This is a genomic window from Ruegeria sp. A4 (assembly GCF_056543025.1).
The window spans coordinates 1281230-1294367 of record NZ_JBQGAW010000001.1 but is presented as its reverse complement, the minus strand read 5'-3'; the positions used below and the strand labels follow the sequence as shown (position 1 = coordinate 1294367).

The window sequence follows — 13138 nt, the reverse complement described above, 5'->3', positions numbered from 1 at the left end:
CGATCAGAGCGCGATGAACGAATGTGTCCTCGCGTTCATGCCGGTTGTCTAGTGATGGTCGCCGTTGTTTCCGCTATATCTGGCATGACCTGCGAAATGCCGCCGGTTTATGCCTTATTTCCTCCATATTTTGTGGGAAAACGCGATTTTTGACGTGACCTTTTGGCATCAGGCCGTTAGAATCGTACAAGGATAGGTAAGAAAAACACCGCTTTGGCGGGACATAAATACAGGCGGACAGAGCATGACATTGAATCTTTCGATGCCCGGGCACGACGAACTGAAGCCTCGGATTACAGTATTTGGCGTTGGCGGCGCAGGCGGGAACGCCGTCAACAACATGATTGAAAAACAGTTGGACGGCGTTGATTTCGTGGTCGCCAACACCGACGCACAGGCACTGCAACAAAGCCAGTCCTCGGCGCGGGTGCAGCTGGGCGTGAAAGTCACCGAAGGTCTGGGGGCAGGGGCCCGCCCGACCGTAGGCGCGGCCGCCGCCGAGGAAAGCATCGAACAGATCGTGGACCACCTTGCCGGCGCGCATATGTGCTTCATCACCGCCGGTATGGGCGGCGGTACCGGTACAGGGGCTGCTCCGATCATCGCGCAGGCCGCGCGTGAGCTGGGTGTTCTGACCGTCGGTGTCGTCACCAAGCCCTTCCAGTTCGAAGGTGCCAAGCGGATGCGTCAGGCCGAAGACGGCGTCGAGGCGCTGCAAAAGGTCGTCGATACGCTGATCATCATTCCCAACCAGAACCTGTTCCGTCTGGCCAATGAAAAAACCACCTTTACCGAGGCGTTCTCGATGGCTGACGACGTTCTGTATCAGGGCGTCAAAGGCGTGACCGACCTGATGGTGCGCCCCGGCCTGATCAACCTCGACTTTGCCGACGTTCGCGCCGTGATGGACGAGATGGGCAAGGCGATGATGGGCACCGGCGAGGCAACAGGCGAAGACCGCGCCATCCAGGCGGCGGAAAAGGCCATTGCAAACCCGCTGTTGGACGAAATCAGCCTCAAGGGCGCCAAAGGCGTGCTGATCAACATCACCGGCTCGCACGACCTGACCCTGTTCGAGCTGGACGAAGCCGCCAACCGCATCCGCGAGGAAGTGGATCCCGAGGCCAATATCATCGTCGGCTCGACGCTGGATACCGCCATGGAAGGCGGAATGCGCGTGTCGGTTGTTGCGACCGGCATCGACGCCAGCGAAAAAACGACCGAAGTCCCGGTGGCCCGCCGTTCGATGTCCGAACCGCTGACCCGCACGGTTTCGGCTGAAGAGCATGTTCAGGAAGAAGCCCGGGTGGTTGCCGACGCAGCAGAGCCTGCCCCGCAGCCGGAAGAAAACCGCGAACCTTCACTGTTCGAAGCCGCCGAAGAACCGGCGCAGCCGCAATTCCAGCCGCGCGACGAGCGAGACGATGATGGCCTGCCGCCACCTGCTTATCAGCCGCGTGTGGCCGAATTCGAACCGCAGCCCGAGCATGTTGAGCCCGCGCCCGAGGCATTTGTGGCACCACGCGGGCATGCTGCCGGCACCCCGTCGCCCGAAGCGTTGCAGCGTTTGCAGGCTGCTGTGCAGAAGGTTCCGTCGGCGCCACAGCGACCGGCAGCGCCCCGCCAGCCCGAAGCGGTTTCGCAACCGGAACCCGAGGAGCGGTCGCGTTTTGGCTTCAATCGTCTGATCGATCGGATGACAGGTCATGCCTCGGATACACCGGCCCAACCGCCGCGGCAGCAACCCGTTTTGCGACAGTCCGAGGCGACCGCGCCGCTTCAGGAAGAGGCCGATCCGGATCAGGACCGCATCGAAATTCCGGCCTTCCTGCGCCGTCAAGCCAACTGATCACGGTAACAAAATCCACTCAAAGGGCTGCCATTTGGCGGCCCTTAATTGTTTATTAACAGTAACTTGCAACTATGTGAGCAGGGTTTTGCCGATCTGTTACATACATGTTTCAATCGGTTGCAAAGAGTGAGTTGAGCCTTGACGCGGGCTTCCTTAACTCAGTGTCCAACACGGCCCAAGCAGGCTGGACACTACTCACCGAGGCCCATTTTGCAACATACGCTCAAATCTCCGGTCACGTTTAAAGGCGTCGGGCTGCACACTGGTAAGCCGGCGACCATGGTCCTGAAACCGGCGGCGGCTGGTCATGGCATCTGGTTCAAGCGGACGGATATTCAACTGGGCGACGCGATGATCCCGGCGATCTACTATGCGGTTGAACGGACCCCGCTTTGTACGCGTCTGGTGAATGATGCCGGTGTTTCGGTTTCCACCGTCGAACATATCATGGCTGCATTGGCCGGATGTGGCGTGCACAACGCGCTTGTCGAGATCGACGGCCCGGAAGTTCCGATCATGGACGGCTCTTCGATCGAATTTGTGCGTGGCATTATGGCCAGAGGCGTGCGCCGTCAGGCCAGCCCGGTATTGGCCTATGAGGTTCTGAAAACCGTCACCGCATCCCGCGAAGGCGCGAGCGCCAGCCTTGCGCCCGCTGACGGGCTGATCATCGACTTCCATATCGATTTCGAAGACGGTGCCATTGGCAGCCAGAGCAAAACGCTGGACATGCGCAACGGTTCCTTCGCGCGTGAACTCAGCGATTGTCGAACGTTCTGCCGTCGCACGGATGTCGAGGCGATGCGCGAAAACGGGTTGGCTTTGGGCGGCACGCTTGAAAATGCCGTGGTCGTTCAGGGCGTCGAAGTTCTGACACCGGGCGGTTTCCGCCGGGTCGACGAGGCCGTGCGTCACAAGATGCTGGATGCTCTGGGTGATCTCTATCTGGCTGGTGGGCCGATTTTGGGTCACTTCACCGGAAACAAGTCGGGTCATTCGCTGACCAACACATTGCTGCGCAACCTGTTCGAAACGCCGGGCGCCGTACGTCCGGTACTGTGCACGCCGGAACAGGCCGCGCGCCTGCCGGGGCAGGGGCTTGTTGTCAACGAAATTCCCGAAGTGGCCTGATCAGATCAACTCTGACGACATTTGCGCCAGAAGTCGCATAAGGCGTTTTGCACCGGAATTTTCTGTGCTAGACCATGGCTCAAATCGGGGCAAACCCCATTAAGCAAGACGACAAGGATGGGCGGTATGGTTGGCAGCAAAGCGGCAGTCAGATTCGCGGGTGCGATTCTTCTGGCAGCAGTTTTGACGGCATGCGGCAACGCCGGCGGCCTTTTTGGCAACAAGGGCGCGGACCGTGAACAGAATCTGGAAGGGTTCACGCCGGAACAGATCTATACCCGAGGTGAATACGAACTGTCGCAGAATCGCTCGGACGATGCGGCGTGGTATTTCTCGGAAGTAGAACGTTTGTATCCATATTCGGATTGGGCCAAGCGCGCGCTGATCATGCAGGCGTTTTCGTTCCATTCGGACCAGAATTACGAAGAAAGCCGCGCGGCGGCGCAGCGCTATATCGACTTCTATCCGACGGATGAAGATGCTGCTTATGCGCAGTATCTGCTGGCGCTCAGCTATTATGATCAGATCGACGAAGTCGGTCGTGACCAGGGCCTGACCTTCCAGGCGCTGCAATCTCTGCGGACCGTGATCGAGGTCTATCCCGACAGCGAATACGCCACATCGGCGGTTCTGAAGTTCGATCTGGCCTTCGACCATCTGGCAGGCAAGGAAATGGAGATCGGGCGCTACTACCTGCGTCAGGATCACTATGTCGCGGCGATCAACCGGTTCCGAGTTGTGGTCGAAGACTTTCAGACCACATCCCACACCGCCGAAGCACTGTATCGTCTGGTCGAGGCCTATCTGTCGCTTGGCCTGCTGGACGAGGCGCAGACCGCAGGTGCCATTCTTGGCTACAACTACCAGTCCTCGGAATGGTATGACGATGCGTACAAACTGTTGACCTCTCGCGGGCTCGATCTCAAGAGCCGCGGTAACAACTGGCTCAGCACGATTTATCGTCAGACCATCAAAGGTGAATGGTTGTAATCGCGATGGCCTTTGGTCCGGGACGCTGAAGACCACATGCTGCGCGCCCTTGATATCCGCGATATGCTGATCATCGACCGGCTGGAACTGAGCTTTCAGCCGGGCTTGAACGCCCTGACCGGCGAAACCGGTGCGGGCAAATCGATTCTGCTGGATTCGCTTGGCTTCGTGTTGGGCTGGCGAGGGCGCGCGGAACTGGTGCGGCAGGGGGCCGCGCAGGGTGAGGTCGTCGCCGAATTCGAGCTCTCTGCCGATCATCCCGCACATGCGATTCTGGCCGAAGCCGGCCTGCCGGGGGGCCAGGAACTGATCCTGCGTCGCGTCAACACGGCCGAGGGGCGCAAGACCGCCTGGGTCAATGACCGCCGTTGCTCGGGCGAAGTTCTGCGGGCGCTGTCTGAGACTCTGATCGAACTGCACGGACAGCATGATGACCGCGGTTTGCTGAACCCACGTGGTCATCGGGCAATGCTGGACGAATTCGCACAGGTTTCAGAGCAACTGACAAACGTGCGAACCGCCTGGGCCGCGATGTCCCGTACCCGCAAGGCGCTGGCCGAGACCGAGGCCGCTCTGGCTGCCGTCCGCAGCGAGGAAGAATTCCTGCGTCACGCGGTCGCCGAACTTGACCAGCTAGACCCGCAACCCGGTGAGGATGCCGAGCTGGATGCCCGCCGCCGCATGATGCAAGGGGCCGAGCGGATTCGCGACGATGTTGCGCGTGCCTTTGCCCTGTTGTCCGTGGACGGGGCGGAAGGGGCCATGTCCGACGCCATCCGCTGGCTGGAAGGCGTCTCGGACAATGCGGGCGGCCAGTTGGAAGAACCGATAGCAGCGCTCGGGCGCGCGATGATCGAGTTGGGCGAGGCGCAGGATGGCGTGAATGCCTGCCTTCAGGCGCTGGACTTCAACCCGGCAGAATTGGAACAGGCCGAGGAACGCCTGTTTGCCATCCGTGCGCAGGCCCGCAAACATGACGTGGCCCCGGATGATCTGGGTTCGTTTGCCGACACTCTGCGTGACCGGTTGAACCGGTTGGAGGCAGGGGATGCCGACCTGGCAGACAGGCGAGCGGCCGTGGACGCGGCGCAACAGGCCTATGACGCCGCCGCAGCCGACCTCAGCGCCGCGCGCAAGGCCGCCGCCGGGCGGCTTGACGCGGCCGTCATGGCGGAACTGGCCCCGCTCAAGATGGAACGTGCCGTATTCCAGACCGAGATCACCCCGGCTGAACCCGGCCCCGAAGGCACCGACGCGCTGGCCTTCACCGTGGCCACCAACCCTGGTGCGCCGGCGGGGCCGCTGAACAAGATCGCCTCGGGGGGTGAGCTCAGCCGCTTTCTGCTGGCCCTCAAGGTCTGCCTGTCTGGCGACGACAGTGCCCGGACGATGATCTTTGACGAAATCGATCGCGGTGTCGGTGGGGCAACAGCCGATGCCGTCGGGCGCAGGCTGGCGTCGCTGGCCCAAGGCGGGCAGGTTCTAGTTGTCACCCATTCCCCTCAAGTCGCCGCACGGGCGGCGCATCACTGGCGGGTGCAGAAACAGGTTACCGACGGACAAACCCTGTCCACCGTCATTCCTCTGGCCGAACCGGATCGGGTGGACGAGATCGCGCGCATGGTGGCCGGCGATACCATCACTGAAGAAGCCCGTGCCGCCGCCCGGGCTCTGTTGCAGGCCTGACGCGGCGATGGCGTGAATTGGTGCTCACACTGTCGCTATCTCACTTTTATATGGGCGCTCCGTGGCTTACTAAGGGTTAAGTGATGATCCCCGAGGGCCAATGACCCAATCGACCCGCACCGTTCTGCGCAACCAGTTCAATCAGGCTCTGGCCGCGATCAAGGATGCGTGGCGGGTCATGCTGCGCCGGGGGCCAAGCCAGATCCAGTTCTGGTTCATTGCGCTGGCCATCGGGATCGCGGCCGGTTTCATGGCGCTTGGCTTCCGCAAGGCCATCCGTGCGCTGCAAGCCTATCTTTACGATACCGATGACATCCTGCTGCTGCACAGCCACGCCGAGAAACTGCCATGGTTCATGGTTCTGATCATTCCCATCTTCGGTGGCCTGGTCGTCGGCATCATCCTGAACCGGTTCACCAATGACGGCCGAGTCCGGTCGGTTGCCGACGTGATCGAAGGTTCGGCCATCACCGACGGGCGGGTCGAGGTCAAGGCGGGCATCGCGTCGTTTTTTGCCTCGCTGATCACGCTCAGTTCGGGCGGGTCAACAGGCCGCGAGGGGCCGGTGGTGCATATGGCCGGAGTGATTTCCACATGGGTCAGCAACCGCATACACGCGGATGGGATCACGGGACGTGACCTGTTGGGATGTGCCGTTGCCGCGGCCGTGTCGGCCAGCTTCAACGCCCCCATTGCGGGGGCCTTGTTCGCGCTCGAGGTCGTGCTGCGCCATTTCGCCGTTCACGCCTTTGCCCCGATCGTCATCGCCTCGGTCGCGGGAACGGTGATCAACCGGCTGGAATATGGCGACGTCACCGAATTCACGCTGGAGACGCCGGGATCGCTGCAATTCTATGTCGAGCTTCCGGCCTTCCTGATCCTGGGCCTGATCTGCGGACTTGTTGCGCTGCTGCTGATGCGGTCGATTTTCTTTGCCGAGGATATCGGCAGCCATATCCAGAACCGCCTGTCGATTCCGGCCTGGCTGCGCCCTGCAGTGTCCGGGGCGATGCTGGGGCTGATGGCGATCTGGTTTCCGCATATCATCGGCGTGGGGTACGAGACGACAATTCGCGCCCTGACCGGTGATCTGGTGCTGACCACGGCCATCCTGTTTGCGGTGATCAAAACGGTCGCGGTGGCGATTACCATGGGCGGGCGCATGGGCGGGGGGGTGTTCTCTCCGTCGCTGATGGTCGGCGCGTTGACCGGGCTGGCCTTCGGTCTGATCGCCACCGGGTTGCTGCCGGATGTGTCGGGCACGCATACGCTTTATGCCTTTGCCGGAATGGGCGCCGTGGCTGCGGCGGTGCTGGGCGCGCCCATCTCGACCACTTTGATCGTTTTTGAACTGACCGGCGATTGGCAGATCGGCCTTGCCGTGATGGTTAGCGTGTCCATGTCCACGGCCTTGGCCTCGAGACTTGTGGACCGGTCTTTCTTCCTGACCCAGCTGGAACGGCGTGATGTCCACCTGGCCGCGGGGCCGCAGGCTTATCTGCTGGCAATGCTTCGCGCCGGAGCGGTGATGCGCCCGCTTGGGGATCCGCGGTCGATCACGAAGGAAGAGGCGCAGGGGCTGATCGACCAGGGCCTGTGCATTCAGGCCAGCGCCACGCTGGAAGCCGCCATGCCCTATTTTGATCGTGACGACATCCCCTGCATTCCGGTTGTCATTCTGGAAAACGACGGCTCTGAAACTCCGGTTGGGGCGCTCTATCACGTCGATGCGCTCAAGGCATATAACAGGGCGCTTGCGGCCACGGCTGCCGAAGAGCATTCCTGAGTTTCACTCACCATACACGCTGGCTGCGTCGCCCAGATAATTGTCCCACGCAAACCAGTAGGAAACATGACCGGCGACTCGTGGCAAACGCGTTCCATCCGGCCCGATCAAAGCCTCTTCCGTGACGGTCCAACCGTTCCCCGCGCTATCCTGCAACCCGCCTTGCGTCGCCCGGAACGCATGCGTTTTTCGCTCATAGGCCCGCACGCTGCGCTCTTTGGGATCGCCAATCAGAACCAGAGGTGTCCGACCGATTGCATCGTTGATCACCGGTTTGCCCTTGAACGCATCCAGAGGCCAGGCGCGGGCTGCACCAAACTGGCGCACGGCAAAGATGTAATCCTTCTGCCGATGCCGGGACTGATCCACAACCGCCGGGAACATCAGCTCGCTCGAGGCGAAATAGTCGCGATAAACGACCCCTGATCCGTAATTGCGCCGATGCCCGGTGTTCAGCGACAGAACACGGGTTTTGGGATGCGAGGTCCTCCAACTGTCCCATGTCGTGATCACCACAGGGCGCTGTTTCAACGTGATGCCGCTGTTCGCCAAAGGCCCCACAACAGGCCTGCCGGTATACTGGTTCCACAGCGAATGCGTCTCTCGGTCAAACATCAGCTTGTTCGAACGATAGAGGAAACCTGACGACCCGAAAATGAACGGCTTTCGCCGCCCCGCCACCCGGGTTTCAAACAGGATGCCCGACCCGCAAAGCGTGCAATAGGCCAGCGCCACGGGCACGCCACCGATCACCTCGTTGAACATCTCGTGCCAGCCCATGATCCGCAGGGGATAGGCACGCTCATCCCCGTTGATGGCCACGCCGAATACCAGATCATCACCCTTCAGATACCCCGCATTCGAAGCAGAGATCAGGGTGGGATTGTCCAGGGACGGAATGCCATCCTTGTACACACCGCCCCAGGCGATCTCTTCCAGCCGGATCTTCATCTTGTCGGGTTGCAGATATTCGGGCCGCAGGAACAGATCGAAGTTCGGATCGATCCCCAGAAGAACCTCGCGCTTGAACGGGATCAGCGACGGATGAGGGACAATCTGCGGGTTTCGTTCCTGCCACAGCATCCACTCGAACCAGTCATTGCCGTGCCGTTGCCCGGTCAAGGCCTCCATCACCTCGACAATCTCATCCCGTCGCCTGTCGGCATAACGCATCGCAGTCAGCAACCCGGCCACGACATCCGGCTGGCCACGGTCCTTCAGATACGCCATCTGCGCCTCAAACGCGGTCCGACGCCCGCTCAGCGTGCTGCGCAACGCGTCCAGAACCGGATCCTGCTGCGCCCACAGCACACCGGGTGCCATTGCACCAGCCCCGATCATCCCAGCAAAACCGCGACGTGACATCGACATGGAAGCCTCCGGTGTTACCCCGGAGCAAGTGTGCCGCAAATGCCGTTCACATGCATGCCACAGCTGCGTGAGGTGGGCGCGGGGGCTGGCGTTAAATCTGCTCCACCTTCACCGATTCAGCCGGGTAGAATGCCAGATGGTCCTTGATCTCGGCCACTGCCTGAATCGGTTCCTCATAGCTCCAGACCGCGTTGTCGGTCACGGATGACTTGTTGACGATGGAAAAATGCGTCGCGTCGCCCTTGCCGGGGCAGTGGGTCACCTTGTCGGTCCGATCCAGAAACGCCATCGCAATATCGTTGCGCGGGAAATAGATCACCGGATCCTTGTCGCCTTCAAGCAGTTCCAGCGCATTGTTCGTTTCGCCCAGGATCGCACCGCCCGAGCGGACAGTCCATTTGCCCGGCGCTTTCCGGATCGTGATCTCAGCCATTCCTCTTCCTTCCGTCGTCGTATCAGGGCCACCCCTCTGCCTGTTTTATGTAACAGACCCGTGTCAGATTGGGGCAGTTGCGGCATCCAACCACAGTTGTGCGTCATGTCCCAGCCTTGGGCGGATTTTTTCCGCAACGTCGCGGTGATAGGCATTCAGCCAGTCGCGTTCGTCGGTCGTCAACATATCGACCATGATCAGTCTGCGGTCAATCGGTACATAGGTCAGCGTGCGCCAGTTCAGCATCGCGCGTTCGGCATCGCCACCGGGAAGCAGAGGAGCGTCTTCCACCACCACAAGGTTTTCGATGCGAATGCCAAAGGCGCCTTCCCGGTAATACCCGGGTTCGTTTGACAGGATCATGCCGGGTTGCAGCGGTACATGGCTGACTTTGGACAGTCGCTGCGGCCCTTCATGCACGCTCAGATAGGCGCCGACCCCATGTCCGACCCCATGGTTGAAATCCTGTGCCGCAGACCACAGCGGCACGCGGGCCACACATTCGATATCCCGCCCGGCAAGGCCCGCAGGCCAGCGCAGCATCGACATGGCAATCATGCCCTTCAGCACCCGGGTGAAACAGGTTTTTTCCTCGGCTCCGACGTCACCGATGGCGATGGTTCGGGTGATGTCGGTGGTGCCGTCCAGATACTGCCCGCCACTGTCCAGCACCAGAATATGGCCGTTTTCCAGGCGGCTGTCGGTCTCTTCCGTCACGCGGTAATGCATGATCGCGCCGTTCGGACCCGTGCCTGCAATGGTATCGAACGAGATGTCCTGAAGCGCATTGTCCTTGCGCCGGTTTTCCTCCAGCCGGGTGACAACCTGTGTTTCGGTCACGCTGCCCGGGGCCTGTTGGTCCAGCCAGCACAACGTCTCGATGACCGCAACCGCATCGCGCAAATGCGCCTCGGCGCTGCCTGCGATTTCAGCCGCATTCTTGCAGGCTTTGGGCAGGGCGCAGGGATCGCCGCCATCCGTCATCGCGTCACCCAGCGCATCGGCCACGATCTGAGGTACCGAAGCGGCATCCACCTGCACCGGACCGGCCAGAGCCGCAACCGCATCCAGAAATTCGCCCACAGCGCGCAAAGTCACCTGAGAGCCCAGATGATCCTGTACCCCGGCCAGTTTTTCTGCCGCCATGAACAGATCGACCTGACCACCGGCATGAAGAATGGCAAAGCCGTGGGCCACCGGGTTATAGGCGATATCCGACCCACGGATATTCAACAGCCACATGATGGAATCCGGCAGGGTGATCACCGCTGCCTTGTGCCCGGCCCGCCGAAGGTCTTCGGCCAGACGGGCGATCTTGCTGTCCGCACCTTCCCCGGCAAATTCGATCGGATGCGCCTTGACCGGGTTCATCGGCGGTGCGGGTTGATCGGCCCAGATCCGGTCCACAAGGTTTTCGCATCTCACCAGTTCGATGTCCGATCCTTCCAGATCACTCAATGTGCCGGAAATCTGCCCCGCCGCATGCAGCCACGGGTCAAAACCGACCTTGCCGCCGTTGGGCAATTGCTGTTTCAGCCAGGCGCTCAGGCTTACCTCGGGCCAGGGGACCGGGGTGAAATCTGCGGCAACTTGTGCCTTGACCTGGGTGCGATACCGCCCGTCGATGAAAACTCCGGCCACGTCGCGCAGGGCGGCGCAAAACCCGGCCGAGCCCGTGAACCCGGTCAGCCAAGCCAGACGTTCATCGCGCGCTGCGACATACTCTCCCTGATGCGCATCCGCCCGCGGGATCAGAAACCCGTCCAGCCCTTCTTGCACCATCTGTTCGCGCAAGGCGGCCAGCCGCGGTGGCCCCTGTTCCGGGCGGGCGGTCACTTCGAAGGATTGGAACATGGGCGGCCTCATTCACAGCATTTGAGCGTGACCCTGAGGCGCATTTCAAAAAATGTCCAGACGGGAACACCCCGCCTGAGCAAGACGATGATCAGCAACGAAAAACATGTCGCCCTCGGGGAAACACGCCCGCCGGGCAGAAGATCAGCCTCAGCCGGCCTTTCTCATCCCCATGACCCGCGCCCGCGCCCGCGGGTCACTGTCAAACAGAGCTGCCAGTTGTTCGGTCATCGCGCCGGCCAGTTGTTCGACATCGGTAATCGTCACCGCCCGGTCGTAATACCGTGTCACGTCATGGCCGATGCCGATGGCCAAAAGTTCGACCATCTTGCGTTTTTCGACCATCGCGATCACGTCGCGCAGGTGTTTTTCCAGATAGTTGGCCGGGTTCACGCTCAGTGTCGAATCATCGACCGGCGCACCGTCCGAGATCACCATCAGGATCTTGCGTTGTTCGCGGCGTGCCAGCATCCGGCGATGTGCCCATTCCAGGGCTTCTCCATCGATGTTTTCTTTCAGCAGGCCCTCTTTCATCATCAGACCCAGATTGGGCCGCGCGCGACGCCAAGGGGCGTCCGCGCCCTTGTAGATGATGTGGCGCAGGTCGTTCAAACGGCCGGGCTGCTGCGGACGTCCATCGTTCAGCCATGCCTCGCGCGCCTGACCGCCTTTCCACGCCCGCGTGGTAAAGCCCAGAATTTCGACCTTTACATTGCACCGCTCCAGCGTCCGCGCCAGAACATCGGCACAGATGGCGGCGATCGAAATCGGACGTCCGCGCATCGACCCCGAATTGTCCAGCAGCAGCGTCACCACCGTGTCGCGGAACTCGGTGTCTTTCTCGACCTTGAAACTCAGCGGAGTGGTGGGGTTCGCGACCACACGTGCCAATCGACCCGCGTCCAGAATGCCTTCCTCGCGGTCGAACTCCCAGCTGCGGTTCTGCTGCGCCTGCAGCCGGCGTTGCAGCTTGTTGGCCAGGCGCGACACCGCGCCTTTCAAGGGCTCCAGCTGCTGATCCAGATAGGCCCGCAGACGTTCCAGCTCGGCCGGTTCGGCCAGATCCTCGGCGGCGATCTCTTCGTCATGGGTGTCCAGATAGACCTTGTAATCCGGGTCCGCTTCGGATGCCGGCGGTGGGGCAGGCGGCTCCAGAGGCGCCTCGCCATCCGGCATCTCAGCCTCTTCGCCCATCTCGTCTTCGGCCATTTCGTCCATCGAGACCTGGGCCTGAGACTGATCCTGCTGCTCTTCCTGCGTCTGCTCAGGTGTCGCGTCGGCGTCCTGTTCGTCCTGATCATCCTGACCGGTGCTGTCCGGATCGGGCTGTTCCTCGGCGTCTTCCTCGGCCTGGTCTTCCTGCTCGTCGTCCAGCTCATCGGGGTCATCCCCAAGCTGGTCGCCATATCCCAGATCCTTGATCACCTGACGGGCGAATTTGGCAAACTCCGCCTGATCCGAGAGAATCTCGTCCAGGTTCTCCAGCGTCCCGCCCGCTTGCTCTTCGATGAATCCACGCCACAGGTTCATGATGTTTTCAGCGGCAGAAGGCAGCTCACGCCCGGTGGCCAGATGCCGGATCAGGTAGCCTGCCGCAACCGAAAGAGGTGCATCGGCGGGTTGCTTGCACTGATCATACCCACGCCGGATTGCTTCATGCCCGATCTTGACGTCAATATTGCTGGCGGTGCCCGGCATGTCCCGCGCGCCCATTGCCTCGCAGCGGGCGGTCTCCATCGCCTCGTACAGATCCCGCGCCATATCGCCCGGGGGCGCATAGCGCGCATGGGTCGCGTCGTCATGATACTTGCGATGCAATGCCAAGGCGTCTGCCGTGCCACGCGCCAACAGCACTTCTTCGCGCGTCATCCGGCGCGAGACCTGAGGCAGCCGCATCGACTCGCCCGTCATGCCCGAAGGGTCCACTGTATAGGTCACCGACAGTTCGGGATCATCGGCCATGACTTTGGTCGCCTCGGCCAAGGCCTTCTTGAACGGATCGGCGGGGTTGTCGTTCTTCTGTGCCATGTCCTTA

General features: G+C 61.3%; 9 protein-coding genes. 5 read left to right on the top strand and 4 right to left on the bottom strand.

All coding sequences use genetic code 11. From position 1 onward, the window contains the following. Nucleotides 1–244 precede the first annotated feature (244 nt). The 5 genes from ftsZ (at nucleotide 245) to ACR0E2_RS06385 (ending at nucleotide 7445) form a co-directional block, all read left to right on the top strand. Nucleotides 245–1849 (top strand): cell division protein FtsZ, encoded by a 1605-nt coding sequence (ftsZ, locus tag ACR0E2_RS06405; RefSeq protein WP_480445727.1) that lies wholly within the window; start codon nucleotides 245–247, stop codon nucleotides 1847–1849. 213 nt (nucleotides 1850–2062) lie between these two features. Then, nucleotides 2063–2983 (top strand): UDP-3-O-acyl-N-acetylglucosamine deacetylase, encoded by a 921-nt coding sequence (lpxC, locus tag ACR0E2_RS06400; RefSeq protein ID WP_480445726.1) that lies wholly within the window; start codon nucleotides 2063–2065, stop codon nucleotides 2981–2983. Nucleotides 2984–3109: 126 nt separating this feature from the next. After that, complete coding sequence (locus tag ACR0E2_RS06395; protein WP_152458649.1) at nucleotides 3110–3973, top strand: outer membrane protein assembly factor BamD; 864 nt, start codon at nucleotides 3110–3112, stop codon at nucleotides 3971–3973. Between the two features lie 36 nt (nucleotides 3974–4009). Further along, nucleotides 4010–5659 (top strand): DNA repair protein RecN, encoded by a 1650-nt coding sequence (gene recN / locus ACR0E2_RS06390; protein ID WP_480445724.1) that lies wholly within the window; start codon nucleotides 4010–4012, stop codon nucleotides 5657–5659. Nucleotides 5660–5759: 100 nt separating this feature from the next. Further along, nucleotides 5760–7445: a chloride channel protein gene (locus ACR0E2_RS06385; protein WP_171114940.1), complete on the top strand. Its 1686-nt coding sequence runs from the start codon at nucleotides 5760–5762 to the stop codon at nucleotides 7443–7445. Between the two features lie 3 nt (nucleotides 7446–7448). Here the strand turns inward: ACR0E2_RS06385 and ACR0E2_RS06380 are convergent, their stop codons facing one another. The 4 genes from ACR0E2_RS06380 to cobT all read right to left on the bottom strand — a co-directional run bounded on the left by ACR0E2_RS06380 (nucleotide 7449) and on the right by cobT (nucleotide 13131). After that, nucleotides 7449–8816 (bottom strand): DUF3179 domain-containing protein, encoded by a 1368-nt coding sequence (locus ACR0E2_RS06380; RefSeq protein WP_480445722.1) that lies wholly within the window; start codon nucleotides 8814–8816, stop codon nucleotides 7449–7451. Nucleotides 8817–8907: 91 nt separating this feature from the next. Then, nucleotides 8908–9249 carry a DUF427 domain-containing protein gene (locus ACR0E2_RS06375; RefSeq protein ID WP_480445721.1) on the bottom strand — a complete coding sequence of 114 codons (342 nt, stop codon included), beginning with the start codon at nucleotides 9247–9249 and terminating at the stop codon, nucleotides 8908–8910. Nucleotides 9250–9312: 63 nt separating this feature from the next. Continuing rightward, nucleotides 9313–11103, bottom strand: coding sequence for an aminopeptidase P family protein (locus tag ACR0E2_RS06370; protein ID WP_480445719.1), 1791 nt, complete (start codon nucleotides 11101–11103; stop codon nucleotides 9313–9315). Between the two features lie 150 nt (nucleotides 11104–11253). Further along, nucleotides 11254–13131, bottom strand: a complete 1878-nt coding sequence (gene cobT, locus ACR0E2_RS06365) for a cobaltochelatase subunit CobT (protein WP_480445717.1) — start codon at nucleotides 13129–13131, stop codon at nucleotides 11254–11256. Nucleotides 13132–13138: the final 7 nt, after the last annotated feature.